The organism is Actinomadura sp. NBRC 104425 (assembly GCF_030269545.1).
Classification (GTDB): Bacteria; Actinomycetota; Actinomycetes; order Streptosporangiales; family Streptosporangiaceae; genus Spirillospora; species Spirillospora keratinilytica.
This window is the reverse complement of sequence record NZ_BSTN01000007.1, coordinates 120427-145640: the sequence shown is the minus strand read 5'-3', so window position 1 is coordinate 145640 and position 25214 is coordinate 120427. Positions and strand designations below refer to the sequence as shown.

Annotated in this window: 23 protein-coding genes; 8 read left to right on the top strand and 15 right to left on the bottom strand. The window is 72.9% G+C overall.

Annotated elements, in window-relative coordinates:
• Window positions 1–65 precede the first annotated feature (65 nt).
• Window positions 66–629 (bottom strand): DUF1707 SHOCT-like domain-containing protein, encoded by a 564-nt coding sequence (locus tag QSK22_RS13570; protein ID WP_285494474.1) that lies wholly within the window; start codon window positions 627–629, stop codon window positions 66–68.
• A gap of 19 nt (window positions 630–648) precedes the next feature.
• Entirely contained in the window at window positions 649–1359 is a 711-nt protein-coding gene (locus QSK22_RS13565; protein WP_285494473.1) for a PadR family transcriptional regulator, read from the bottom strand.
• Window positions 1360–1762: 403 nt separating this feature from the next.
• Here QSK22_RS13565 and QSK22_RS13560 point away from each other — a divergent pair, with 403 nt between their 5' ends.
• The 3 genes from QSK22_RS13560 (at window position 1763) to mug (ending at window position 6073) form a co-directional block, all read left to right on the top strand.
• Window positions 1763–4534, top strand: a complete 2772-nt coding sequence (locus QSK22_RS13560) for an aconitate hydratase (protein WP_285494472.1) — start codon at window positions 1763–1765, stop codon at window positions 4532–4534.
• Between the two features lie 212 nt (window positions 4535–4746).
• Window positions 4747–5466, top strand: a complete 720-nt coding sequence (locus QSK22_RS13555) for a sulfite exporter TauE/SafE family protein (protein ID WP_285494471.1) — start codon at window positions 4747–4749, stop codon at window positions 5464–5466.
• Between the two features lies 1 nt (window position 5467).
• On the top strand, window positions 5468–6073 hold the full coding sequence (gene mug / locus QSK22_RS13550) for a G/U mismatch-specific DNA glycosylase (RefSeq protein WP_285494470.1): 606 nt from the start codon (window positions 5468–5470) through the stop codon (window positions 6071–6073).
• On the opposite strand, the gene QSK22_RS13545 is transcribed toward mug, so the two are convergent.
• The 6 genes from QSK22_RS13545 to idi form a co-directional block, all read right to left on the bottom strand.
• The gene (locus tag QSK22_RS13545) at window positions 6070–6675 is read right to left on the bottom strand and encodes a Uma2 family endonuclease (protein ID WP_285494469.1); all 606 of its coding nucleotides are present in this window, start codon (window positions 6673–6675) and stop codon (window positions 6070–6072) included. The genes mug and QSK22_RS13545 overlap by 4 nt on opposite strands.
• Before the next feature lie 88 nt (window positions 6676–6763).
• Window positions 6764–7201: an ASCH domain-containing protein gene (locus QSK22_RS13540; RefSeq protein ID WP_285494468.1), complete on the bottom strand. Its 438-nt coding sequence runs from the start codon at window positions 7199–7201 to the stop codon at window positions 6764–6766.
• Window positions 7202–7493: 292 nt separating this feature from the next.
• On the bottom strand, window positions 7494–8351 hold the full coding sequence (locus tag QSK22_RS13535; RefSeq protein WP_285494643.1) for a carbohydrate ABC transporter permease: 858 nt from the start codon (window positions 8349–8351) through the stop codon (window positions 7494–7496).
• Between the two features lie 26 nt (window positions 8352–8377).
• A complete protein-coding gene (locus QSK22_RS13530) occupies window positions 8378–9280 on the bottom strand; it encodes a carbohydrate ABC transporter permease (protein WP_285494467.1) in 903 nt (300 codons plus the stop codon).
• 76 nt (window positions 9281–9356) lie between these two features.
• On the bottom strand, window positions 9357–10643 hold the full coding sequence (locus QSK22_RS13525; protein ID WP_285494466.1) for an ABC transporter substrate-binding protein: 1287 nt from the start codon (window positions 10641–10643) through the stop codon (window positions 9357–9359).
• 191 nt (window positions 10644–10834) lie between these two features.
• Complete coding sequence (idi, locus tag QSK22_RS13520) at window positions 10835–11404, bottom strand: isopentenyl-diphosphate Delta-isomerase (protein ID WP_285494465.1); 570 nt, start codon at window positions 11402–11404, stop codon at window positions 10835–10837.
• Window positions 11405–11622: 218 nt separating this feature from the next.
• On the opposite strand from idi, the gene dxs reads away from it, so the two are divergent.
• Window positions 11623–13554, top strand: a complete 1932-nt coding sequence (dxs, locus tag QSK22_RS13515; protein ID WP_285494642.1) for a 1-deoxy-D-xylulose-5-phosphate synthase — start codon at window positions 11623–11625, stop codon at window positions 13552–13554.
• A 149-nt stretch (window positions 13555–13703) separates the two neighbouring features.
• Here dxs and QSK22_RS13510 read toward each other — a convergent pair whose 3' ends face one another.
• Together QSK22_RS13510 and QSK22_RS13505 are read right to left on the bottom strand one after the other, a co-directional pair.
• The gene (locus tag QSK22_RS13510; RefSeq protein WP_285494464.1) at window positions 13704–13976 is read right to left on the bottom strand and encodes a hypothetical protein; all 273 of its coding nucleotides are present in this window, start codon (window positions 13974–13976) and stop codon (window positions 13704–13706) included.
• Window positions 13977–14080: 104 nt separating this feature from the next.
• Complete coding sequence (locus QSK22_RS13505; protein ID WP_285494463.1) at window positions 14081–14539, bottom strand: hypothetical protein; 459 nt, start codon at window positions 14537–14539, stop codon at window positions 14081–14083.
• A gap of 304 nt (window positions 14540–14843) precedes the next feature.
• Here QSK22_RS13505 and QSK22_RS13500 point away from each other — a divergent pair, with 304 nt between their 5' ends.
• Window positions 14844–15902 carry a hypothetical protein gene (locus tag QSK22_RS13500; RefSeq protein ID WP_285494462.1) on the top strand — a complete coding sequence of 353 codons (1059 nt, stop codon included), beginning with the start codon at window positions 14844–14846 and terminating at the stop codon, window positions 15900–15902.
• 48 nt (window positions 15903–15950) lie between these two features.
• Here the strand turns inward: QSK22_RS13500 and QSK22_RS13495 are convergent, their stop codons facing one another.
• From QSK22_RS13495 to QSK22_RS13480, 4 genes are all read right to left on the bottom strand, one after another.
• On the bottom strand, window positions 15951–16316 hold the full coding sequence (locus QSK22_RS13495) for a hypothetical protein (protein WP_285494461.1): 366 nt from the start codon (window positions 16314–16316) through the stop codon (window positions 15951–15953).
• Window positions 16317–16491: 175 nt separating this feature from the next.
• Complete coding sequence (locus QSK22_RS13490) at window positions 16492–17838, bottom strand: FAD-dependent oxidoreductase (RefSeq protein WP_285494460.1); 1347 nt, start codon at window positions 17836–17838, stop codon at window positions 16492–16494.
• Between the two features lie 128 nt (window positions 17839–17966).
• Complete coding sequence (locus QSK22_RS13485; protein ID WP_285494459.1) at window positions 17967–20057, bottom strand: 3-hydroxyacyl-CoA dehydrogenase NAD-binding domain-containing protein; 2091 nt, start codon at window positions 20055–20057, stop codon at window positions 17967–17969.
• Complete coding sequence (locus QSK22_RS13480; RefSeq protein ID WP_285494458.1) at window positions 20054–21256, bottom strand: thiolase family protein; 1203 nt, start codon at window positions 21254–21256, stop codon at window positions 20054–20056. The genes QSK22_RS13485 and QSK22_RS13480 overlap by 4 nt, the downstream gene beginning before the upstream one ends.
• A 225-nt stretch (window positions 21257–21481) precedes the next feature.
• Here QSK22_RS13480 and QSK22_RS13475 point away from each other — a divergent pair, with 225 nt between their 5' ends.
• The 3 genes from QSK22_RS13475 to QSK22_RS13465 all read left to right on the top strand — a co-directional run bounded on the left by QSK22_RS13475 (window position 21482) and on the right by QSK22_RS13465 (window position 23837).
• A complete protein-coding gene (locus QSK22_RS13475) occupies window positions 21482–22315 on the top strand; it encodes a phosphoribosylaminoimidazolesuccinocarboxamide synthase (protein WP_285494457.1) in 834 nt (277 codons plus the stop codon).
• A gap of 82 nt (window positions 22316–22397) precedes the next feature.
• Window positions 22398–23399, top strand: a complete 1002-nt coding sequence (locus tag QSK22_RS13470; RefSeq protein ID WP_285494456.1) for an ABC transporter substrate-binding protein — start codon at window positions 22398–22400, stop codon at window positions 23397–23399.
• 75 nt (window positions 23400–23474) lie between these two features.
• Entirely contained in the window at window positions 23475–23837 is a 363-nt protein-coding gene (locus QSK22_RS13465; RefSeq protein ID WP_285494455.1) for a hypothetical protein, read from the top strand.
• A 51-nt stretch (window positions 23838–23888) separates the two neighbouring features.
• Here QSK22_RS13465 and QSK22_RS13460 read toward each other — a convergent pair whose 3' ends face one another.
• A complete protein-coding gene (locus QSK22_RS13460) occupies window positions 23889–25130 on the bottom strand; it encodes a ribonuclease D (RefSeq protein WP_285494641.1) in 1242 nt (413 codons plus the stop codon).
• Window positions 25131–25214 lie beyond the last annotated feature (84 nt).

Here is a 25214-nt window from a genome sequence, read left to right as displayed (position 1 = left end):
CCGCGGCATCGCTGGTCCCGCCGACGTGGCCGAACTGCCCGGCGCCCCCGTGCGGCCCGTCGTGGTCAGGGGTTCTCGCCGGTGCGTCGGGTGCGGCGCCACCGCACGGTGAGGACGACGGCGCGGACCACCCACACCAGCAGGGCCAGTTGCAGCACCGCCAGCAGGCCCGCTTGCACGCCCGCGGTGAACGTCGTCACCAGGAAGACGGCCAGCAGCAGCGGGAAGGCGAAGTGGGGCCGGTGTCCGTGCGCCGGGTGATGCCGGTGTCCGTGAAACGGATGCCGGTGTCCGTGCCTCAGGCGGCGGTGGTGTGCGAGCGCCGGATGCGCCGCCCACATCGGATGCGCCGCCCAGGCCGGCCCCCAGCCCTGGCCCCAGCCCGGCCCCCACGCGGGAGCGAGTCCCGGGCGCGGTGCGGGCGGGTCGGGCAGGCCGTTGGGCTCGGGCAGGTCGTGGACGACGGCGGCGAGGTCGGCGCGCGTCTTGGCGGCCAGGACCGCGTCCAGCCGTTCGTCGAGCTCCTCGCGGGTCAGCCGCCCGGCCGCGAAGTGGTCGTGCAGGGCCACGGCCACCGCGTCGCGTTCGGTGTCGCCGATGCGCAGCCGGTCGATGTCGGCAGAAGGCACGGGACGGGGCACGGAAGCCTCACTCCTCACGGTCGTCGTCGGGCACGTCCTCGCCGTCCTCGGCCAGGATCCGGTACAGGTCGCGGCGGGTCCGGGCCAGCACGTCGCGGGCCCGGGCGACCTGGTCGGGCGACCCCGAGTGCACGATCTGCATCAGCGCCGCCCCGGTCTGCGCGGCCTGCTTGAACATCTCCGGGACGCCCTCGCCGAAGTCGGGCGTCATCGCCGCCCACGGCTCGCGCAGCTCGTCGGCGTGCGCGTCGACGTAGGCGCGGCCCTCGTCGGTGAGGTGGTGGAGGCGGCGGCCCGCCCCCTCCTCGGCGCGGACCAGGCCCTCGTCGACCAGCTGCTGCAGCGCCGGGTACACGGCGCCGGGGCTGGGCCGCCACGCGCCGCCGCTGCGCTCGCCGATCTCCTGGATGATCTGGTAGCCGTTGCGCGGCTCCTCGGCCAGCAGCGCCAGGATCGCCGCGCGCACGTTGCCCTTGCGCGCCTTGCTCTTGCCCCACGGCGCGCCGCGCCCCCACGGGCCGCCCCAGGGGCCGAAGAACCCGCCGAAGCCCGGGAACTCGCCGCGCATCGACGCCCCCCAGTCGGGGCCCCGGCCGTGCGCCGCGGCGTGCGCGGCCGCGTGCGATGCGGCGTGGGCGGCCGCGCGGGCCGCCGTGCCGCGGAGCTTGGCCACCGCGGACACCGCCCACGGCCACTCGGACTCGAAGCTCGCTCGCATGTTCTCCACCGCCTTCCGAGATCGTTCGTTGATCTCTCGCGATACGACAACGATATATCGAAGACGTACGAAGTGGCCACCGGGTTCCCGGCATCGGATTCCGCGGCGAGATGCAAGTAGCTCGATGTCGAGATAAATTAGGAGATGGCTTGACGTCGAGAGAAAAAGCCGCGGAACTTAGGCGGCCCTGAGTCCCGGCCGGATCCGCTCCTAGGGCAGGATTTCCGAAAGGGACCGTGCGCCCCGCCGCCCCGGACCGTGCACCGGGGACCCTGTCCGTCCGTCGACCGGACCGGCATGCGTCCCCGGCGGCCGGGAGCCCGCAGGAACGATTGAACAGGATCGACGACGCCGCGCAGTCGCGTCCCGGACCGGACGCGCGGCGGTGACGGAGGAGGAGTCCGTGTCCGCGAACAGCTTCGGCAGCCGCAGCACGCTGCGGGTTGGCGACAAGTCGTATGAGATCTACCGGCTGGACGCCGTCGAGGGCTCGGCCCGGCTCCCGTACAGCCTGAAGGTGCTGCTGGAAAACCTGCTGCGCACCGAGGACGGCGCCAACGTCACCGCCGAGCACATCCGCGCGCTGGCCGACTGGGACCCGGCCGCGCAGCCCAGCCGGGAGATCCAGTTCACCCCGGCCCGCGTGATCATGCAGGACTTCACCGGCGTGCCCTGCGTGGTCGACCTGGCCACCATGCGCGAGGCCGTGCGCGACCTGGGCGGCGACCCGTCCCGGATCAACCCGCTGGCCCCGGCCGAGATGGTGATCGACCACTCCGTCATCGTCGACTACTTCGGCTCGCCGGACGCGTTCCAGCGCAACGTCGAGCGCGAGTACGAGCGCAACCGCGAGCGGTACCAGTTCCTGCGCTGGGGGCAGACCGCGTTCGACGAGTTCCGGGTGGTCCCGCCGGGCACCGGCATCGTCCACCAGGTCAACATCGAGCACCTGGCCCGCGTGGTGTTCGACCGCGACGGCGTCGCCTACCCCGACACCTGCGTCGGCACCGACTCGCACACCACCATGGAGAACGGCATCGGCGTGCTCGGCTGGGGCGTCGGCGGCATCGAGGCCGAGGCCGCCATGCTCGGCCAGCCGATCTCCATGCTGATCCCGCGGGTGGTCGGCTTCAAGCTGACCGGCCAGCTGCCCGCCGGTACCACCGCCACCGACCTGGTGCTCACCATCACCGAGATGCTGCGCCGGCACGGCGTCGTCGGCAAGTTCGTCGAGTTCTACGGCGAGGGCGTGGCCGCCCTGCCGGTCGCCGACCGCGCCACCATCGGCAACATGAGCCCCGAGTTCGGCTCCACCTGCGCCATCTTCCCGATCGACGGGCAGACCCTGGACTACCTGCGGCTGACCGGCCGCTCCGAGGAGCAGATCGCGCTGGTCGAGGCGTACGCCAAGGAGCAGGGCCTGTGGCTGGACCCGGCCGCCCAGCCCGACTTCTCCGAGCACCTGGAGCTCGACCTCGGCACGGTCGTGCCGTCCATCGCCGGCCCCAAGCGCCCGCAGGACCGCATCTCCCTCGCCGAGGCCAAGCAGACCTGGCGGCGCGACGTGCGCAACTACGTCTCCGACGACAGCATTCAGGGCCCGGCCGACGAGGCGTCCGCCGAGTCGTTCCCCGCGTCCGACTCCCCGGCGATCTCCCACGACGCCAACGGCGACAAGCCGCGCCCGCATGGCGAGGACGGCGCGCCGCGCCCGCACAACCCGGTGCCGGTCACCCTGGCCGACGGCACCGCGTTCGAGCTCGACCACGGCGCCGTCGTCATCGCCGCCATCACCTCCTGCACCAACACCTCCAACCCGTACGTCATGGTCGGCGCGGGCCTGCTGGCCAAGAAGGCGGTGGAGAAGGGCCTGACCCGCAAGCCGTGGGTGAAGACCTCGCTGGCCCCCGGCTCGCAGGTGGTCACCGGCTACCTGGAGCGCTCGGGCCTCGCCCCGTACCTGGACAAGATCGGCTACAACCTGGTCGGGTACGGCTGCACCACCTGCATCGGCAACTCCGGCCCGCTGCAGGAGGAGATCTCCAAGGCGGTCAACGACGACGACCTGGCCGTGGTGTCGGTGCTGTCGGGCAACCGCAACTTCGAGGGCCGCATCAACCCCGACGTGAAGATGAACTACCTGGCCTCGCCGCCGCTGGTGGTCGCCTACGCGCTCGCGGGCACAATGGACATCGACATCCTCAACGACCCGATCGCCGACGGCGCCGACGGCCCGGTCTACCTGCGCGACATCTGGCCGTCGATGGAGGAGATCAAGGAGATCGTCGAGGGCTCCATCGGCCAGGAGATGTTCCTGCGCGACTACGCCGACGTCTTCAAGGGCGACGACCGGTGGCGCGCGCTGCCCATCCCCACCGGCGACACCTTCGAGTGGGACCCGGACTCCACCTACGTGCGCAAGGCCCCCTACTTCGAGGGCATGGGCCTGGAGCCCGACCCGGTCGCCGACATCCACGGCGCCCGCGTGCTGGTCAAGCTCGGCGACTCGGTCACCACCGACCACATCTCCCCGGCCGGGGCGATCAAGGTCGGCACCCCCGCCGCCAAGTACCTGCAGGACAACGGGGTCGAGGTCCGCGACTTCAACTCCTACGGCTCGCGGCGCGGCAACCACGAGGTGATGATCCGCGGCACGTTCGCCAACATCCGGCTGCGCAACCAGCTGCTGGACGGCGTGGAGGGCGGCTACACCCGCGACTTCACCCAGGAGGGCGCGCCGCAGGCGTTCATCTACGACGCCGCGCAGAACTACGCCGCCCGCAACATCCCGCTCGTGGTCATCGCGGGCAAGGAGTACGGCTCGGGCTCGTCCCGCGACTGGGCCGCCAAGGGCACCGCGCTGCTGGGCGTGCGCGCCGTCATCGCCGAGTCCTACGAGCGCATCCACCGCTCCAACCTCATCGGCATGGGCGTGCTGCCGCTGCAGTTCAAGGAGGGCGAGTCGGCCGCCTCGCTCGGCCTGACCGGCACCGAGACGTTCGACATCGTCGGGATCGAGAAGCTCAACGAGGGCGAGACCCCGCGCGAGGTCACGGTGAAGGCCGACGGCAAGGAGTTCACCGCCATCGTCCGCCTCGACACCCCGGGCGAGGCCGACTACTACCGCAACGGCGGCATCATGCAGTACGTGCTGCGGAACCTGCTGCGCAAGTAGGGCCGGCGAGGGCGCCGAGGTCAGGCGCCGGCGGCAGGCGGCGGCCGAGCCTGTGCTTGCCGTCGTCAGGTCCAGGCCGACGCCACAGCGGCGCCGCGGCTAGCCACGCGCTGACGGGCCGTCCCCCCGGTCGCCGAGGGGACGGCCCGTCCCGTTTCGCCCGCGCCCGCGAAATCCCACCGACAGTGTCGGGATGTAACGTTCCAGGCATCATGCCTGATCTTGACTTCCTGCTGGTCGGCGGGCTCGCCGCGCTGCTCGGCGCGATCGTGCAAAGCAGCGTCGGACTCGGCGTGGGACTGGTCGCCACTCCCGTCGTGACGCTGCTGTTCCCCTCGATGATGCCCGGCGCGATCCTGGTCGCCGCGGTCGTGCTGCCGGTGGCGACGCTGGTCCGGGAGATGCGCCACGCCGACCTGCGGGGCCTGGGGTGGGCGTTCGGCGGGCGGCTGGCCGGGACCCCGCTCGGCGTGTGGGTGGTGGCGGTCGTGCCCGTCGACGCGCTCGGCGCGCTGATCGGCGCGGTGGTGCTGGCCGCGCTCGCCGCGTCCGCCTGGTCGGGGGCCGTCCCCCGCAACCCGGCCACCCTCACCACCGCCGGACTGCTGGCGGGCGCCACCGGCACCGCCTCGGCCATCGGCGGACCCCCGATCGCGCTGCTCTACCAGCGCGAGGACGGCCCGCGGGTGCGCGCCACCCTGTCCGTCTTCTTCACCGTCGGAGCCCTCCTGTCCCTGGCCACCCTGGCCGCCGCGGGGCAGCTGCCGCAGGAGCAGGTCGTCGCCGGGCTGGCGCTGACCCCGTTCGTGCTCACCGGGTTCGCCGTGGCGGGTCCGCTGCGCCGCTACCTGGACGACGGGCGCATGCGCTACGCCGTCACAGTCGTCGTGGGCCTGTCCGCCCTGTCGCTGATCGTGCGTAGTGTGATCTGACGTGACGACGCGACGCCCCACCAAGGCCGACCTGGAGGCGGCCCGCGACCGCGTGATCCCCGACGTGCTGCCCGACGACGGCACGCCCCTGCGCGTGCTGTTCTGCGGCATCAACCCCGGCCTGTACTCGGGGGCCACCGGCCACCACTTCGCCCGCCCCGGCAACCGCTTCTGGCCCGCGCTGCACCGCGCCGGCTTCACCGACCGGCTGCTCGCCCCCTCCGAACAGCACCTGCTGCCCTCCTACGGGCTGGGCATCACCAACCTGGCGCCCCGCACCACCGCCCGCGCCGACGAGCTGGCCGCCGAAGAGCTGCGCGAGGGCGGCCGCCGCCTCGTCGCGCTCGTGGAACGGCACCGCCCCGCCTATCTGGCCGTCCAGGGCGTCACCGCCTACCGCACCGCGTTCGGCAGGCCCCGCGCCCAGATCGGCCCCCAGGACGACACGATCGGCTCCACCCGCGTGTGGGTCCTGCCCAACCCCAGCGGCCTCAACGCCGGCTGGCCCTTGGACAGGATCGCCGCCGAACTGACCCGCCTCCGCCAAGCCGCCGAAACGAGTCGAGTGCACGCGCTGGACGGACGCCGGAGACCGCCCGAGGGCTAGAACTCGATCATCACCTGCGGGTCGAACACCACCGTGAACGCCACGTCCGCCTTGATCTCGGCGGTCAGGACCTCGCCGGCCTCCGCCGTCCGGTCCAGCCGGTAGGCGCTCGCCCCGTCGTCCAGAAGCAGTACCTGCACCCTGGGACGAGGCTCGACGTCCGCGATCCAGTACTGCGCGATGCCGCAGGCGGCATACTCCCGCACCTTGCGCACCCGGTCGCGCCGCTCGCTGCCGCTGCCGGGGGAGACGACCTCCACGGCGAGGAGAACCTCCGTGCCGGGGACCGTCCTCGGTTCGCGGTGGACGATGGAGGCCCGGGCCACGCCCTTCGGCACCACGAAGACGTCCGGTTTGCGGATACCGGCCGGTGTTGTGATCTCCCATTCGCCGCCGTGGGCGACGAAGACGTCCGCTCCCGCCTCCTTGGCCGCCGACCGCACGACCTCCCACACGCATTCCGCCGCCCAGTTGTGCGGCCAGCTCGGCGACAACTCGACCAGCCATCCGTCCTCAAGCTCGAAACCCTTGCCGTCGTCGTCGCGAGCGTGCAGATCCTCGACCGTGTACGGGCCGAAGCGTCGGTCATGCGTGATGGTCACGGCCCTGCTCCCGTCGGTGTGCGAGGTCTGTTGGAAACTACGCTACCCGCTCGACCTTCCGCGACACCGCGTAGCGGGATGGTCGCGGTCAGGAAGGGGGATGGGTGGAAGAGGAGGAGACCATCAGCTCGACGTCGGCGACGAGGGTGGGCTGGGGCTGCCAGAGGCCGGGGCGGCCCAAGGCGACGATCGGGCGGGGGAGGGCCCGGATGTCGGCCAGCCGCCAGTGGTAGGACGACGGGTCGGCCCAGGAGCCGCAGTCGCACGGCTCGCCGTTCACGGCCGCCGAGCAGACGTCGTCCAGGCGGGCGACGGCGATGACGGCGCCGAGCGTGGCCAGGGGGTCGCGCGGGTCCCAGCCGGCGGCCTGGATCAGCGGCGAGTCGCATGCGCGCAGGTCGACGCGCATGGAGGCGTGCACGAGCAGCGGTCCGCGGTAGGCGGTCGGCGCCTCCTGGTTGGAGACGGTCTTGCCGCCCCGGGCGATCGCGAAGGCCCAGGGTTGCTGGACGCTTATCGCCTGCACGCGGTCCCCCTCCCGTGCTCGCTGGTATCCATCTTCACCGCGCCGTCCAGAGCGGGACGCCCGGTTTGCAGCGGAGTATCCGGCTCCGCCGGTGGGGTCGCCGCGGGTGCGCCAGGCAACAATGGCGGCGAGGTCAGATGCGTTCGGGTCACGGTGGTGTGGGCCGGGAGTGGAAGCGGTCGAGGGGTCGGCGTGATGATCGGTTCCCACCATGATTCGCCAACCGGCGCCGGACCGGCAAGCAGGACACGTGAGAATCTCGCGGACGCCGCTTCCGCGGCCGCCTGCGGGGTCAGCCCTTGAGCGCCCCCGCCATCAGGCCGCGCATGAAGAACCGGCCGAGCAGCAGATAGACCAGCAGCGTGGGCAGCGACGCCAGCAGCGCCGAGGCCATCTGCTGGTTGTACTGGACGGCCACCGCGCCCGAGCCCGCGGTGTTGTTCAGCATGACGGTCACCGGCCAGCTGTCGGGCGCGCCGAGGAACACCGCGAACAGAAAGTCGTTCCACATCGAGGTGAACTGCCAGATCAGCGTCACCGCGAACGCCGGGCCCGACACCGGCAGCACGATCGACCGGTAGGTGCGCAGCAGGCCCGCGCCGTCCACCCGCGCCGCCTCGATCAGCTCGTCCGGGACGGTGACGTAGTAGTTGCGGAAGATCAGCGTGCAGATCGGGATGCCGTACACCACGTGCGCCAGCACCAGCCCGCGCACGGTGCCGGCCAGCTCCAGGTCGGTCAGCATCCCGGCCAGCGGGATCATCACCGCCTGATACGGGATGAACATCCCGAACAAAAACAGCGTGAACACCGCGTCCGCCCCGGGGAAGCGCCACTTCGACAGCACGTAGCCGTTCAGCGAGCCCAGCGCCGCCGAGATCAGCGAACCGCTCACCGCGATCTTGACGCTGTTCTCCAGGCCGGGCCGCAGCGCCTCCCAGGCCGCCCGCCAGCCGTCCGCGCTCCAGTCCCGCGGCAGGCTCCACGCCGTCGACGGGTCGGCCTCCTGCAGCGACTTGAAGCTGGTCACGACCAGCACGTACACGGGGATCAGGAAGACCACCGCGAAGGCGAGCAGCACCGCGAACCGCACGCCCCGCAGCACCTGGGGCCGGGCCGGGACGCGCCGCCGCGCGCCGGCGCCCGCCATCGGCTTGCCGACGCTCGTCTGCGCGCTCACCGGTCACGCTCCGCCCGCACCGACCACACCAGGTAGGGGACCACCAGCAGCGCCACCGCGAGCAGCAGGTACGTGGCGATGGTGGCGCCGTTGGCCGGGTCGTGCCGGTCGAACACCTCCACGTATGTGGCGATGGCCGGCACGTAGGTGATGATCTGCTTGCCCGCGATCGCCATGATCAGGTCGAACACCTTCAGCGAGATGTGCCCCAGGATGATCAGCGCCGACAGCGTCACCGGCCGCAGCTGGGGGAACACCACGTACCGGTACACCTGCCACTCGGAGGCGCCGTCCACCCGGGCCGCCTCCCGCAGGTCGTCGGGCACCCCGCGGAACCCGGCCAGGTACAGCGCCATGACGTACCCGGTCATCTGCCAGATCGCCGGGACCGCCATGGCCGCCATGCCCCACGACGGGTTCTGCCACCAGTCGTTGGCGAGGGCGCCCAGCCCGATCCGGTCGAACAGCTGGTTGAGGCCGACGGCGCGTTCGGGCGGCGCCGGGTTCATCAGCCACCGCCACACCACCCCGCTGGCGATGAACGAGATCGCCATGGGGAACAGGTAGACGGCCCGGAACCCCGCCTCGGCTTGGATGCCCTTCTCCATCAGGAAGGCCAGGAACGCGCCGAGCAGCAGCGCCCCGCCGACGAACACCACCGTGAACAGCAGCGCGTGCCGGACGGCGGGAGGCCAGCTCGGATCGCTCCACAGGTCGGCGAAGTTGCGTCCCTTGTCGAACCCGTACGGGGTGACCTCGTCGTGGCTTCCGCTCACCGCCACCCGCGTGTTCCAGGCGATGAGCCCGTACACGAACACGCCGATCGCCACGATCGACGGGGACACCAGCAGCAGGCCCGGCAGCCAGCGCCTGCTGCGTCCCAGTCTCAGCGTCGCCACGCGGGCGTCCTCCCATCTGCGCGGGACCGGTGCCGGGCGGCCGCGGGGACGCGCCCCGGGGCCGCCCGGCGCGCCGTCACTGGCCGCTGTTCTTCGCCGCCTCCACCAGGGCGGTCTGCAGCTTGCCCACGTCCTTGTTCTGCAGGAACAGGCCCACGGCCGTGTCGATGTCGGTGTGCCACTTCTTGTTGGCGGTCACGCCGTGCCAAAACGAGCCGGCCAGCTTGATATCGGGCCTGGTCCACTCGGTGAACGCGTACTCCAGGTACCCCTTGTAGAGGCTGCGGTCGGCGTCCTTGCGGGCCGGGATGGACCCCTTCTTGGGGTTGAACAGGTCCTGGCCCTCCTTGCTGGACGCCTCCTTCAGCCAGGCGATCGCGCCGGCGCGGTGCGGGGCGCCGCGCGGCAGCGTGAAGCTGTCCGACAGCCACATGTAGGTGCCGTCGGTGCCGGGTGCGGGAGCGTACTTGAAGTCGGTGTCGAGCTTCTTGCCCAGGCCGTTGGGCGCCGGGTTGACGAAGTAGCCGTAGGCCCAGTCGCCCATGATGTTGAACGCGGCCTTGCCGTCGACGACCGCCTTGGCCGCGCCCTGCCAGTCGGTGGACGCCGCCTCGACCGTCGTGTATTTGAGGATCTCGGCGAAGTCGGTGAGCGCCTTGGTGACGGCGGGGGTGCTCCAGTCGGCGCCCGGCTTCCACAGGGCGTTGTAGGCGTCGGTGCCGAGGTCGCCCAGCAGCACGTTCTCCAGCAGGTGGTCGGCGGTCCACTGGGCGCCCAGCGACAGCGGCACCTTGCCGGTCTTGTCCTTGACGGCCTTGAGCGCGGAGATGAACTCGGAGACCGTCTTGGGCGGCCCGGACAGCCCGGCGTCCTTGAGGATCTTCGGGTTGTACCAGAGCACGTTGGAGCGGTGGATGTTCACCGGCACCGAGTAGATCTTGCCCTGGTAGGTGATCTGCTCCAGCAGCTGCTGCGGATAGGCGGAGCGCAGGCCGTTGTCGTCGTAGAAGGAGTCCAGCGGCTCGATCTGCCCGGCCTTGATGTAGTCGAGCAGCTCGGCGCCGGCGTGCCCCTGGAAGGAGTCCGGGGGCTTGCGGTTCTGCAGCCGGCTGGCCAGCACGGCCTGCGCCTGGGTGCCCGAGCCGCCGGCGATGGCGGCGTTGACGAACTTGGTGCCCGGGTTCTTCTTCTCGAAGTCGGCCTTCATGGCCTGCAGCCCGTCGGCCTCGCCGGGACCGGTCCACCAGGAGAAGACCTCCACCTGGGACGCGTCCGAGCCGTCCTCGTCGCCTCCGCCGCAGCCGGACACCGCGAGCATCCCGCCGAGGACCACGGCGGCGACCGCCTTCCACCGTCCACGCATCGTTCGTCCCTTCGGTTACGCCACAACCAAGCGTCCGTTCAAGTTGCGGGACGGGTCAACAGGCGCGACCGAAAAGTGATCTCCCGGTTATCGGGTGCGCGGCGGGCGCCCGGCGGCGCGGCCCCGGACATGCCGCGGCGCCCCGCGCGCACCGGATGACCGGGGCGCGCCGGGGCGCCGCGGCCGGACGGTCACCAGCGCAATGCCGGAGGAAGCTTGTCGGTTCCGGCGTCGGGCCAGTCCAGGGGAGCGCCCAGCGGGGCCAGCTCGGCCATCTGCAATCGGTACCAGGGGGAGGAGTCGGGCCGCTCGGCCAGCTCCAGGCAGCGGTCCCAGGTCCACCACTCGGCCGTCTCGACCTCGTCGGGGTTGGGCGTGACCTGCCCGGACGTCGTCGCGCGTACCACGGGGCAGCGCTCGTTCTCCACCACGCCGTCGGCCGCGGTGGCGCGGTACCGGAAGGCGGGCAGCACCGGCGTGACCGACTCGGCCGAAACGCCCAGCTCGGTGTCCAGGCGGCGCAGCACCGCCTCGCGCAGTCCCTCGCCCGGTGCGGGATGCCCGCAGCAGCTGCCCGTCCACACCCCCGGGAAGGTCCGCTTGCCCAGCGCCCGCCGCGTGATCAGCACCCGTCCGCGCGGATCGACCAGGAAGCAGGAGAAGGCGAGGTGATACGGGGTGTGGCGATGATGGCTCGCCGTCTTGGGGGCCCGGCCGGCGACCTCATCGGCCTCGTCGAGCAGCACGATTTCCTCCACCATGCTCTCATTACTACAGCCCCGGGCCCGCGACCAGGAATGAGTACCTCCTCACCGGCGCGCCGCCCCGAAACGGGGCGGCCTGTGGCGATTCGGTGCAGATTCGATATCAGTGCGGTGTGCGCGGCGTGCCCCCGGCGCGGCGCGGATGAAGCGCCACTAAACTCGGACGGGCCCGGCGAGCAGGGGCAGAGAGGCCCCCGATGGAGGAGTTGACGCGCGTGACCCTGCTGGAGTCGATCACAGGTCCGGCGGAGCTCAGGCGACTGGACGCCGCGCAGCTGCCCCGGCTCGCGAGCGAGATCCGGGAGTTCCTGGTCGAGGCGGTGTCCAAGACCGGCGGCCACCTCGGACCCAACCTCGGCGCGGTGGAGCTGACCATCGCGCTGCACCGGGTCTTCGAGTCGCCGCACGACAAGATCCTTTTCGACACCGGCCACCAGGCCTACGTGCACAAGCTGCTGACCGGCCGGCGCGACTTCAGCAGGCTGCGGCAGCGCGGCGGCCTGTCGGGATACCCCAGCCAGGCCGAGTCCGAGCACGACATCATCGAGAACTCGCACGCCTCCACCGCCCTGTCGTACGCCGACGGGCTGGCCAAGGCGTTCCGGCTGCGCGGCGAGACCGACCGCGCGGTGGTGGCGGTGGTCGGCGACGGCGCCCTCACCGGCGGCATGTGCTGGGAGGCGCTGAACAACATCGCGGCGGGCCGGGACCGGCCCGTCATCATCGTGGTCAACGACAACGGCCGCTCCTACTCGCCGACCATCGGCGGGCTGGCCAGCCACCTGGCCGAGCTGCGGGTCACCCAGGGCTACGAGAACGCGCTCGACCTGATCAAGAAGACGGTGCCGAAGGCGCCGGTGGTCGGCGGCGTGGCCTACGAGGCCCTGCACGGCATCAAGAAGGGCCTCAAGGACGTCCTGCAGCCGCAGGCGATGTTCGAGGACCTGGGCATCAAGTACGTCGGGCCGATCGACGGCCACGACATCGAGGCGGTCGAGCGCGCGCTGCGCCGCGCCCGCCGGTTCGGCGCCCCCGTGATCGTGCACTGCATCACCCGCAAGGGCCGGGGCTACGCGCCCGCCGAGAACCACGAAGAGGACTGCATGCACGGCGCCGGGTCGTTCGACCCGGCCACCGGGCGGCCGGTCGCCAAGAAGAGCGGCCCGAGCTGGACGAAGGTGTTCGGCGAGGAGATGGTGGCCATCGGGGCCGAGCGCCCCGACGTGGTCGGCATCACCGCCGCCATGCTGCACCCGGTGGGGCTGGCGCCGTTCGCCGAGGCCTACCCCGACCGCATCTACGACGTCGGCATCGCCGAGCAGCACGCGGTCACCTCGGCCGCCGGGCTGGCGCTGGGCGGCCTGCACCCGGTGGTGGCCGTGTACGCCACGTTCCTCAACCGGGCGTTCGACCAGGTCCTCATGGACGTCGCGCTGCACCGGCTGCCGGTGACGTTCGCGCTCGACCGCGCCGGCGTGACCGGCGACGACGGCGCCAGCCACAACGGCATGTGGGACCTGTCCATCCTGTCGCTGGTGCCGGGCCTGCGCATCGCGGTGCCGCGCGACGGCGCCCGCCTGCGCGAGCTGCTGCGCGAGTGCGTGGCGGTCGACGACGGCCCGACCGCGATCCGCTACCCCAAGGGCTCGGTCGCCGACGACATCGAGGCCGTCGACACCGTCGGCGGCATGGACGTGCTGGCCCGCCACGACGGCGCCAACGGCACTCGCGTGCTGGTGGTCGCCACCGGGTCGATGGCGGGGCTCGGCGTGGGCGTCGCCGAACGGCTGGCCGCGCAGGGCATCGGCGTCACCGTCGTCGACCCGCGCTGGGTCAAGCCGCTGGACGAGGCGCTGGTCGACCTGGCCGCGCAGCACCGCATGGTGGCCGTGGTGGAGGACAACGGCCGCACCGGCGCCGTCGGCGACGCGGTGGCGCGGCTGCTGCGCGACGCGGGCAACGACGTGCCGGTGCGCACCTTCGGCATCCCGCAGGAGTTCCTCGACCATGCCGCGCGCGCCGAGATCCTGGCCGACATCGGGCTCACCCCGCAGGACCTGGCCCGGCAGATCACCGAGGCGGTCACCGCCCTGACGCACGCGGCCGAGCCCGAGACGGAGCCCACGGACCTCGCGTCCCCCGAGTGACCCGCCGCAAGCGATTCGCGGGCCGGCCCCGGGCATGCGCATGCCCGGGGCCGCGCTCGGTCATCCGAAGCGCGGTCCCGGTGCGCGCGAGCGTCGGCCGGACGGCCGCCGGGGCGGCGCCCGCCTGACCCGTGGCGAGGACGCGGCCATCAGTCCACCGCGCTGACGATCACCCGCTTGACGACCCCCTTCGGGCCGGCCTTCAGGAAGACGTCCTTGAACAGCACGCGCCCCCGCTCCTCGTCGACCAGCGACGTGCGGATGTGCAGGAACGCCCCGTGCCGGCTGGCCTTCTGGGAGACGACCTTGTACTTGGCGTCGGCGTGCGCGAGGGCCGGCGCGCCCATGAGCACGCCGAGCACGGTGCCCGCGGTGACCGTGACGCGGAACGGCATTGACATCATGGCGACTCGCTTTCGCATACGTCGGATGGGCCGGGCGAGGCCGTAAACGGGGCGGTGGTCCCGCCCGCGTGGGCGCGGACGGGACCACCTCAGGAACGTGAACCTGTGGAAACGCGCGGCTATCAGTGGCCGAACCCGCCGAAACCGCCGAACTTGCCGCCGCCGAAGCCGCCGCGGCCGAACCCGGCGAACTGGCGGAACGACGCGACGCCCTTGGGACCGGCGAAGAACTTCTGCTTCTTGAAGAACGGGCCGCTGCCGAAGCCCCGGCCGAAGCCGTCGCCGAAGCCGCCGCCGAAGCCGCCGCCGAAGCCGCCGCCGAAGCCGCCGCCGAAGCCGCCGCCGAAGCCGCCACCGAAACCGCGGCCGAAGCCGTCGCGGCCGAACCCGGCCACGACCCTGGAGGCGGCGATGCCCTTGGGACCCGCGATCTCCTTCACCGAGACGAAGTTGGCGCCGCCGAAGCCCCGGCCGAAGCCGTCGCCGCCGCCGGCGGTGCTCGCCATGGCGGCGGAGGGCGCGAGCAGCGCCGCACCGGCGGTGGCGGCGCCCAGGATGGTGATGCGTTGCAGCGTGTTCATGAGAATCCTCTCTTTCCCTTCGCCGCGCTGCGGCTGTGCCGCCGCACGGCTCGGTAGTCGCTGCTGGACCATCTGGTGACGATCCGTTGCGTACCTTCACCACCGCAACTACCCGTTGGAGTCGCTGCAACACGGTCCGTAGGTAATAACCGCTTTTTGGGGCCATGGGTTCGTGATGACCTCCATGTCCCGTGGCGTCCGGTTCATGATCGGCATCTTCGGGGGCGCCGGTTTGTAATTGATCAGGTTCGGTGAGTAATCAACTGGGCCGATCTTGAGCCCGACGCGACAGAAAGGGCTGGACATGAGCGTGCGGACAACAGGCGCCGGCCGGTCGGCCGGCACGGTACGGGTGGCGGTCCCCGTCCTGGCGGCGGGACTGGCGGTCGCGGCGGCGCCCCCGGCGGCAGCCGATGCGGCGCCGGGGGAGGCGCAGGCGGCCGCGGTCGGATGCCGCGGCGGCAAGGGCGACGCGGCCGCGCTGGTGCGCGCGATCCGCGCGGGCGGCGACATCACCCTCTCCCGGGGCTGCACCTACACGCTGACCCGGCCGTACGGCACGCAGTCCGTGCTGCCGACGATCACCAGGAGCACCAGGGTCAACGGACGCAACGCCACGATCGCCTACACGGGCCGGGCGCCGGTCTCCTCCTTCTTCCACGTCGGCGGCGGGCCGTCCGGGCAGAACGCGCAGAGCGCGCAGAGCGCGCCGCTCGCCGAACCGCAGATCGACATCTCCGGCGTCCTCGGCGGCCTGCTCGACGGCCTCGGATCCGCCGCCGGGCTGCGGCGCGCGACCGCGCCGCAGGCCGTGGACCAACTGCGCATCGAGCTGCGCGACCTGCGGCTGACCACCCGCAACGCCCGCGTCACCAGGGCGATCACGGTCCGGCGGAGCGCGCAGGTCTCGCTGGTGAACACCGGGGTGGTCGGACACGGGCGGGCGGCCCACGCGGTGCCGAACGGCGCCCTGCAGGTCGCCGGCGACACCGCGCAGCCGTGCACCGTGGACGGCGCCGCGCCGTCCGTCGCGATGGACGTCCGGCCCGCGCCGGCCCGGGGCGCGGCGGCCGCCGACCCCGGCACGCTGCTGGCCACCCTGATGCCCGCCGTCGGCAGGGCGCGGTTCGCGGGCGCGCCGCTGTCACTCGGCGCCCCCTCCGGCGCGGACTGGGGCGACGACTGGGCCGACCGTGTCTGGCGTGACTTCGACTGGGGGCGCTACGGCTTCGGCGGCCTGCCGGACAACGACCGGCCCGGGCCCGCGGCGAACACCACCACCGTGAACTGCCGGAACGTCCAGGGCCGGACGATCTCCGTCACCTCCACGGCGGACTCCCGCACGGCCGGGCTCCTGCCGTGACCGCGCGGCAGGCCGGCCTGCGCCCTGCCGGGCCGCTGGGCCGCCGGGTCAGACGCCGTCGGCCGACAGCAGCCGCCAGGAGTGGGTGACGGAGGCGCCGGGCGTGCCGAGGCCGCGGCCGCGGTAGGTCCACTGCCCGCGCAGCCGCCATGGTCGTCCCGTGCCGTCCTGCAAGAACACCTGGAGGGGGAAGCAGGCCTCGTGTGCGCGGATGACCCCGGCGGAGTCGACCGCGGCCTTGAGTTCGGGTGCGCCGTCGCAGCGGACGCCCATCACGCGCGTCCCCGCGTCCTGCCGCAGGAGGCCCCGGGTCAGGTCGTGCACGAGCACGGAGACGTAGTCCGGGCCGAGCCACCTCAGGTCGGGCAGCGCGGCGGGCGGGGGGAATCCGTACAGTTCTGGACCGCCGGTCACAGGCGCACCGTAGCGCCGGTGTCACGGCGCCGTCACGGGTTTCGTGCGCGGTTTTCCGCATCCGGCCGCGGTTTCCGGCCGCGCGGCCGGGGGCGCCGCGCGTTTCGCCGGCGCGGGACGGCCGCATACCCGGCACGGTCGCCCCGCGCCGCGCGGGCGGGCGGCTCGGGACGGCTCAGGACGGGCGGCAGGCGGCGCGCATGGCGTCCCAGCGGGCCAGCTTGACGCGCTCGCCGCGGTTCAGCGACCGGGCCAGGGCGATCTCGGCGGCGTCCAGGTTGAGCCAGTCGGCGTAGCCGACCACCGGCAGGCCGCGCTCGGCCAGCAGCTCCTCGATCTTGCGGACCGGGCGTTCGCGGCCTGCGTCCAGGTCGGCCAGCAGGTGCCGGACGGTCTCGGCGGCGTCGGACTTGTTGGTGCCGACCACGCCGGTCGGGCCGCGCTTGATCCAGCCCGCCACGTACTCGCGGGGCACCGGGGAGCCGTCCGGGCCGATGATGCGGCCGCCCTCGTTCGGCACCACGTGGGCGCGCTCGTCGAACGGCACGCCGTCCAGCGGGACGCTCTGGTAGCCGACCGAGCGCAGCACCATGCCGACCGGCAGCGTCTCGTACTCGCCGGTCCCGGTGACGCGGCCGTCGTCGCCGAGCCGGGTGCGCTCCAGCCGCAGCGCCTCGACCCGGCCGGTGCCGATGATCTCGCGGGGCGCCCGCCAGAACCGCACGTCGATGCGGCGCATCCGGTCGGCGGGCGGCTCGCCCGTCCAGCCGGACAGCACCGCGACGTTGCCGCGCACGTGCCGGTCGGACTCGGCCAGCGCGGCATCGGCCGGGGCGAGCCGCATGTCCTCGGCGGCGACGTGGACGCCGGCGTGCGGCAGCTCGCCCAGTTCGCGCAGCTCCTTGGTGGTGAACTTGGCCTGCGCCGGCCCGCGCCGCCCGATCATGTGGATGCGGCGGACCCGGCTGGCCGCCAGCTTCTCCAGCACGTGCTGGGGGATGTCGGTCTCGCGCAGCTCGTCGGCGGTCTTGGCCAGGATCCGCACCACGTCGACGGCCACGTTGCCCACGCCGATGACCGCGACCTCCTCGACCGACAGGTCGAAGTCGTGGTCGGCGGCGTCGGGATGGCCGCAGTACCAGTTGACGAAGTCGGTGGCGGCGACGCTGCCGGGCAGGTCCTCGCCGGGCACGCCCAGATGCCGGTCGACCATGGCGCCGGTGGCGTAGACGACGGCGTCGTAGCAGTCCAGCAGGTCGGCGCGGGTCAGGTCGCGGCCCAGCTCCACGCAGCCGAAGAACCGCACGGCGGGGTGCTCCAGCACGCGCTGCAGGTAGCGGGCGATCGACTTGATCGACTTGTGGTCGGGCGCGACGCCGTAGCGGACCAGTCCGTAAGGGGTGGGCAGCCGGTCGAAGACGTCCACCTGGACGTCCCCCTCGGCCTGCTTGACCAGCGCTTCCGCGGCGTACAGCCCTGCGGGGCCCGAGCCGACGACGGCGACGCGCGCACCAGGAGTCATGCGGGCCATTGTGCCCATGCGCCGTGTGAAAAGACACAGTGACCAGGGTCACGTGTCGGTCAGGTCAGGTCGAGGCGGGCCGCGCGGGAAGACGCCCCGAGCCGTCTTCCCGCGCGGTGCGGACCCGCTCAGCGGGGGAGGGAGGCGACGCCCGGCTCCAGGAAGCGGGCGCCGTTCACCTCCTCGGACACGCCGGTGCGGTCCAGGTACGGGGTGATGCCGCCCAGGTGGAACGGCCAGCCCGCGCCGAGGAGCATGCACAGGTCGATGTCCTGCGGCGCGGCGACCACGCCCTCGTCCAGCATGATCCGGATCTCCTCGGCCAGGGCGCGCAGCGCCCGCGCCAGCACCTGCTCCTCGGTGGACGGCGCGTCGCCCCCGGAGAAGATCTCCACCACCTCGGGGTCGAGGGTGAGGTCGGGCCGGTACACGCCGGTCTTGCCCGCCGCGACCATCTCGGCGAGATTGGCCGACAGCGGGAACCGGTCCGGGAACGCCGCGTGCAGCGTCTCGTTGACGTGCAGCGCGATGGCCGGTCCGACCAGCCCCATCAGCACGAACGGCGGCATCGGCAGGCCCAGCGGGGCCGCGGCGCGCTCGGCCGTCTCGATCGGCGTCCCCTCGTCGACCGCCTTGACGATCTCGGCGAGCAGCCGCACCAGGATCCGGTTGACCACGAACGCGGGGGCGTCCTTGACCAGCACGCAGGACTTCTTCAGCTGCTTGCCGACGGCGAACGCGGTGGCCAGCGCGGCGTCGTCGGTCTTCGCCCCGCGGACGATCTCCAGCAGCGGCAGCACCGCGACCGGGTTGAAGAAGTGGAAGCCCACCACCCGCTCGGGGTGCCGCAGCCCGGACGCCATCTCGGTCACCGACAGCGAGGAGGTGTTGGTGGCCAGCACGCACTCGTCCGAGACCACGGCCTCGACCTCGGCGAACACCTTCTGCTTGACCGACATCTCCTCGAAGACGGCCTCGATGACGAAGTCGGCGCCCGCGAACGCGTCCTTGGACAGCGACCCGGTGATCAGCGCCTTCAGCCGGGCCGCCTTGTCGGCCGAGACCCGGCCCTTGGCCAGCAGCTTGTCGATCTCGGCGTGGGCGTGCCCGACGCCCTTGTCCAGCCGCTCCTGGTCCAGGTCGGTCATGACGACCGGGACCTCCAGGCGGCGGGCGAACAGCAGTGCCAGCTGGCTTGCCATCAGGCCCGCGCCGACCACGCCGACCTTGGTGACGGGCCGCGCCAGGCTCTTGTCGGGCGCCCCGGCGGGCCGCTTGGCGCGCTTTTGGGTGAGGTCGAACGCGTACAGCCCGGCGCGCAGCTCGTCGCTCATGATGAGGTCGGCCAGCGCCTCGTCCTCGGCGGCGAACCCCTCGTCACGGGTGCGGTCCTTGGCGGCGGCCACCAGATCGAGCGCCCGCACGTAGGACGGGGCGGCGCCGTGCAGCTTGCCGTCGACGTTCCAGCGGGCCGCGGCGACGGCGTCGTCCCACGCCTTGCCCTTGTCGACGGGCGCGCGCTCGACGGTGACGTCGCCGTTGAGCACGCGGGCGGTCCAGGCCAGCGACTCCTCCAGGAAGTCGGCCGGGTCGAACATGGCGTCGGCGATGCCCAGCTCGTACGCCTGCGGGCCCTTGAGCTGCCGGTTCTGCGCGAGCGGGTGGTCGATGATGACCTTGATGGCCTTCTCGGCGCCGATCAGGTTGGGCAGCAGGTAGGTGCCGCCCCACCCGGGCACCAGGCCGAGGAACGCCTCCGGCAGCGACAGCGCCGGGACCGAGGAGGAGATCGTCCGGTAGGTGCAGTGCAGCGCGACCTCCACGCCGCCGCCCATGGCCGCGCCGTTGACGTAGGCGAACGTCGGCACGTGCAGCTCGCCGAGGCGGCGGAACACGTCGTGGCCCAGCTTGGCGATGGCCAGGGCGTCCTCGCGGGTCCTGATCAGCGGCACGCCCTTGAGGTCGGCGCCGACCGCGAAGATGAACGGCTTGCCGGTCACGCCGACGGCGGCGATGTCGTCGCGCCCGGCCACCTGGTCGATGGCCTCGTTCAGCTCCAGCAGGCCGCGCGGTCCGAAGGTGTTGGGCTTGGTGTGGTCGTGCCCGTTGTCCAGGGTGATCAGTGCCAGCGTGCCCGCCCCGTACGGCAGCGTCACGTCGCGGACGCGGGCGTGCGTGACCACCTCGCCGTCGAACAGGCCGGTGATGTCCGCGCTCACTTGGCGCCCTCCCAGTTCGTGTTCTCCCACAGGACGGTGCCGCCCATGCCCATGCCGATGCACATCGTGGTCAGGCCGTAGCGGACGTCGGTGCGCTCCTGGAACAGCCGCGACAGCTGGGTCATCAGCCGCACGCCGGAGGAGGCCAGCGGGTGGCCGAGGGCGATGGCGCCGCCCCACGGGTTCACCCGCGGATCGTCGTCGGCGATCTTGAAGTGGTCCAGGAAGGCCAGCACCTGGACGGCGAACGCCTCGTTGATCTCGATGAGGCCGATGTCGTCCATGGTCAGCGAGTTGCGGGCGAGCAGCTTCTCGGTGGCCGGCACCGGGCCGACGCCCATGACCTCCGGCTCCACCCCGGCGAAGGCGTAGTCCACCAGCCGCATGCGCGGCGTGAGGCCGAGCTCGCGGGCCGTCTCCTCGGCGGCCAGCAGGCAGGCGGTGGCGCCGTCGTTGAGCCCGGCGGCGTTGCCCGCCGTGACCCGGCCCGCCACCCGGAACGGCGTCTTGAGCTTGGCCAGCCCCTCCATGGTGGTGTCGGGGCGGGGCGGCTCGTCCTCGGTGGCCAGGCCCCAGCCCTTCTCGGCCGAGCGGACGGCGGTCGGCACCAGGTCGGGCTGGATCTTCCCGGCGGCGTAGGCGGCGGCGACCTTCTGCTGGCTGCGCACCGCGTACGCGTCGGCCCGCTCCTTGGTGATCTGCGGAAAGCGGTCGTGCAGGTTCTCCGCCGTCGCGCCCATGATCAGCGCGGACGGATCGACCAGCCGTTCGGCGAGGAACCGCGGGTTGGGGTCCACGCCCTCGCCCATGGGGTGGCGGCCCATGTGCTCCACGCCGCCCGCGATCGCCACGTCGTAGGCGCCGAACGCGATGCCGGCGCCGGTGGTGGTGACCGCGGTCATCGCGCCCGCGCACATGCGGTCGATCGCGTAGCCGGGCACGCTCTTGGGCAGCCCGGCCAGCACGGCGGCGGCCCGGCCGATCGTCAGGCCCTGGTCGCCGGTCTGGGTGGTCGCCGCGATCGCCACCTCGTCCACCCGTTCGGGCGGCAGCGACGGGTTGCGGCGCATCAGCTCGCGGATGGCGCGGACGACCAGGTCGTCCGCGCGGGTCTCGGCGTACAGGCCCTTGGGACCCGCCTTGCCGAACGGCGTGCGTACGCCGTCGACGAATACGACGTCGCGTGCGGTACGGGGCACGGTCGTCCTCCCTTGAATGGGCACGTATGGGCACGTATGGGCACGAATGGCACGGCGCCGGGCCGGAGGCGGCCCCGGCTACTCGCGGGTAACAATGCCCATCTTACTCGTCAGTAACCACTGACGCCGGGCCGTGCCGCCCCTGGACGGGAGCCGGCCGGGCACGGCGAGTAGATTGCCCTGGTGGCCGCCGGTCCGAAGGAAGCGCGAGGGCAGAGGAACACCATGGAACTGATCCACTCCGGCAAGGTCCGGGACGTCTACGCCGACGGCGACGACCTCATCCTGGTCGCCTCCGACCGGGTGAGCGTCTACGACGTGGTGCTGCCCACCCCGATCCCCGACAAGGGCAAGATCCTCACCCGGCTGTCGCTGTGGTGGTTCGAGCGGCTCGCCGACATCATCCCCAACCACGTCATCTCCGCCGACGACGTGCCCGACGAGTGGCGGGGCCGGGCGATCCGCTGCCGCCGCCTGACCATGCTGCCGGTGGAGTGGATCGCGCGCGGATACCTGGCGGGCCTCGGCCTCAAGGAGTACGACAAGAGCGGCACCGTCTCGGGGGTGGCGCTGCCGCCCGGACTGGTCGAGGCGTCCAAGCTGCCCGAGCCGATCTTCACCCCGACCACCAAGGCCGCCGAGGGGCACGACGAGTTCATCACCTACGACGACGTGGTGGCGGAGATCGGCGCCGACACCGCCGAGCGGCTGCGGCAGACCACCCTGGAGGTCTACCGGCGCGGCGCGGAGCTGGCCGCCGAGCGGGGCATCGTCATCGCCGACACCAAGCTGGAGTTCGGCCGCGCCCCCGACGGAACCCTCGTCCTCGCCGACGAGGTGCTCACCCCCGACTCCTCCCGCTTCTGGCCCGCCGACGAGTGGCGGCCCGGCCGCGCGCAGCACTCCCTGGACAAGCAGTTCGTCCGCGACTGGAGCAGCACGCTGGACTGGGACCGCACGCCCCCCGGCCCGGAGATCCCACAGGAGGTCGTCGACGCGACCCGCGCCCGCTACATCGAGGTCTACGAGCGCCTGACCGGCGAGCGCTGGACCGGCTGAGCAGCCCCCGCCGCGTCAGCGGGCGCATCAACAGGGGCGTCGGCAGGGGCGTCGGCAGGGCGCGGGCGGGCACGAAGCGGCCATGGCCCGGTTGCGCGTCGGCGCCTGCCTGTCGCTGACGGGCGGATACGCCCGGTTCGGCCGCCAGGCCGCGGCCGCCCTGGAGGTGTGGCGCGCGGCCGACGGGCGCGCCGACCTGCTGATCGAGGACGACCGCGGCGACCGGGACCGCCTCCGCACGGCCCTGCGCGGCCTGGCCGGCCGGTGCGACGTGCTGCTCGGCCCCTATGCGACCGACCTCATGCGGGCCGCGGGCGGCGTCGCCGCCGACCTCGACCGGCTGGTCTGGAACCACGGCGGCTCCGGCGACGACGCCGAGACGGCCCATCCCGGCCACGTCGTCTCGGTGCCGACTCCCGCGAGCCGGTACGCCGACCCGTTCCTGCGGCATCTGGCGGCGGCCCGGGACCCCGCCCGGCTCTACCTCGTGCACGGCGGCGGCGGCTTCGGCAGGCGGGTCGCCGACGGCGCCGAGACCGCGGCGCGCGCCCTGGGCATCGACGTCGCGCGCGTCGGCGGGCTTCCGGAGCCGGGCGCGTCGGCCCGCTGGAACCTGCTGTGCGCCGCGTCCTTCGAGGAGGACGTGCGGACGGTGGCCGCTGCAAGGGCGCGGCCCGACCCGCCGGGAACCGTGTGCGCGGTGGCGGCGGGCGTCCGCGGGTTCGGCGGCGCCGTCGGCGATCCCGAGGGGGTCTACGGGGTGGGGCAGTGGTTCCCGGGACGCCCGCGCGAACCGGAACTCGGCCTGAACGAGGCCGCCTTCATCGCCGCCGTCCGGCGGCGCACGGGAACCCTGCCCGACTACCCGGCGGCGCAGGCGTACGCCGCTGCGGTGATCGCCGCGCACTGCGTCCGCACCGCCGGGAGCCCGGCCCGCCGCCCGGTGTGGGACGTCGCCGCGAGCCTGCGCACCACCACCCTGTTCGGGGCGTTCGGCATCGACCCGTCCACCGGCGCCCAGACCGCCCACCAGGCCGTCCTCGTCCGCTGGACGCCCGCCGGGCCCGAGGCCGTCGGGGGTTGACCCGGTCGCGGCCCTGGTCGCGGTGTGCGGGCCGGTGCATCATGGGGACCAGCCGATGGTCGGAGGTGAGGCGCCATGCCCGTGCCCCGTCCGGTCCGCGACCGCTGCCGGGAGTTCCTCGGCCTCGACACCGACATCCGGTACATCTTCCCGGCGCTGACCGCCGGGGGCGGCACCGGGTTCCTGTTCGTCGTCACCGATGACCAGATCACGGTCATCAGCACCGGCGCGGTCGGGCGCGCCGATCCGAAGAGCGTCTGGGGGAGCTATCCGCGCGGCACCCGCATCGGCCCGGTGGAGACCGGCGCGGGCGCCGTGTTCGAGTTCGCCAACGCCTGGTTCGAGGTGGACGACGAGTACGTGCCCGTCATCAACGCCGCCGACGCCGAGGTCTTCGACCGCGACAGCCTCCCGCGCGACCCGCTGCCCGACCTGTAGCCGCCGCGGAGCCCCCGTCCGCGGCGGGTGCGTTCGCGCGTCCGGCGCGGGCTACAGCTCGCCCTTGCTCTCCAGCCGCTGGAACGCCTTGGCCAGCGGCTTGGCCACCAGCCGCACCTGCCATGCGCGGGCGCCGAGCCCGCGCAGCGCCGCGCCGATCGCCTCGGGGGTCGGCTCGGCGGGCGGCGACCACGCCAGCCGCCGCACGTAGTCCGGCTGGATCAGGTTCTCGGTCGGCATGGTGTGCTCGTCGGCCAGCGCCGCCACCACCGCCCGGGCGGCGGCCAGCCGCTTGGCGGCCTGCGGGTCGCGCTCGGGCCAGCGGTGCGCCGGCGGCGGGCCGTCGCCGGGGACGCCGGCCTCCGGCAGCGCCTTGTCGGGCAGGGCGCGCGCCCGCGACACCGCGCGCAGCCACGCCGTCTGGTGGCGGCGGGCGCCGCGGCTGCGCATCGTCGGCAGCGCCTGCAGGTCCGCCGGGGTCTTGGGCAGCTGCTGCGCCAGCTCGATGATCGCCGCGTCCTGCAGCACCCGGCCCGGCGACAGGTCGCGCTCCCGGGCGATGCGGTCGCGAACGTTCCACACCTCGCGCACCACCGCCAGGGCCCGCCGGTTGCGCACGCGGTGGATGCCGGACGTGCGGCGCCACGGGTCGGGACGCGGCGGCTTGGGCGGCGTGGCCAGGATCGCGGCGAACTCCTCCAGCGCCCACTCCAGCTTGCCCGCCGCCTGCAGCTCGTCCCGCAGCGCGTCGCGCAGCTCCACCAGCAGCTCGACGTCCAGCGCCGCGTACCGCAGCCAGTCCTCCGGCAGCGGACGCGTCGACCAGTCGGCCGCCGAGTGCCCCTTCTCCAGGCTGAAGCCGAGGACGTTCTCCACCATCGAGCCGAGCCCCACCCGCGGATAGCCCAGCAGCCGCCCGGCCAGCTCGGTGTCGAACAGGCGGCGCGGCCGGATGCCGACCTCGCCCAGGCAGGGCAGGTCCTGGGTGGCGGCGTGCAGCACGATCTCGGCGCCGTCCAGCGCGGCGTCCAGCCCGGACAGGTCGGGCAGCGCCACCGGGTCGATCAGCGCGGTGCCCGCGCCGCGGCGGCGCAGCTGGATCAGATAGGCGCGCTGGCCGTACCGGTAGCCGGACGCGCGCTCGGCGTCCACCGCGACCGGGCCGGCGCCCGCCGCGAACGCGTCGATGACACGTTCCAAACCGGATGCGGTGGTGATCACCGGGGGCACGCCGTCCCGGGGCTCCAGCAGCGGTACGGCGCCCGCGGGGGGCGCGGTGCCGGCGGCGTGCACGGCCCGCTCGGCGGAACCGGCGGCCTTCCGGTCGGCGGTGGACGGGTCGAGGGCGGACTCCTGCGGTGAGGCGGCCGCCGCGGC

Excerpts from the sequence above, each read along its gene's own strand:
- QSK22_RS13565 (WP_285494473.1), bottom strand. The coding sequence starts at position 1,359 with ATGCGAGCGAGCTTCGAGTCCGAGTGGCCGTGGGCGGTGTCCGCGGTG.
- QSK22_RS13555 (WP_285494471.1), top strand. The coding sequence starts at position 4,747 with ATGCCTGATCTTGACTTCCTGCTGGTCGGCGGGCTCGCCGCGCTGCTC.
- QSK22_RS13535 (WP_285494643.1), bottom strand. The coding sequence starts at position 8,351 with ATGGCGGGCGCCGGCGCGCGGCGGCGCGTCCCGGCCCGGCCCCAGGTG.
- QSK22_RS13525 (WP_285494466.1), bottom strand. The coding sequence starts at position 10,643 with ATGCGTGGACGGTGGAAGGCGGTCGCCGCCGTGGTCCTCGGCGGGATG.
- idi (WP_285494465.1), bottom strand. The coding sequence starts at position 11,404 with ATGGTGGAGGAAATCGTGCTGCTCGACGAGGCCGATGAGGTCGCCGGC.
- QSK22_RS13510 (WP_285494464.1), bottom strand. The coding sequence starts at position 13,976 with ATGCGAAAGCGAGTCGCCATGATGTCAATGCCGTTCCGCGTCACGGTC.
- QSK22_RS13505 (WP_285494463.1), bottom strand. The coding sequence starts at position 14,539 with ATGAACACGCTGCAACGCATCACCATCCTGGGCGCCGCCACCGCCGGT.
- QSK22_RS13500 (WP_285494462.1), top strand. The coding sequence starts at position 14,844 with ATGAGCGTGCGGACAACAGGCGCCGGCCGGTCGGCCGGCACGGTACGG.
- QSK22_RS13490 (WP_285494460.1), bottom strand. The coding sequence starts at position 17,838 with ATGACTCCTGGTGCGCGCGTCGCCGTCGTCGGCTCGGGCCCCGCAGGG.
- QSK22_RS13475 (WP_285494457.1), top strand. The coding sequence starts at position 21,482 with ATGGAACTGATCCACTCCGGCAAGGTCCGGGACGTCTACGCCGACGGC.
- QSK22_RS13470 (WP_285494456.1), top strand. The coding sequence starts at position 22,398 with ATGGCCCGGTTGCGCGTCGGCGCCTGCCTGTCGCTGACGGGCGGATAC.
- QSK22_RS13465 (WP_285494455.1), top strand. The coding sequence starts at position 23,475 with ATGCCCGTGCCCCGTCCGGTCCGCGACCGCTGCCGGGAGTTCCTCGGC.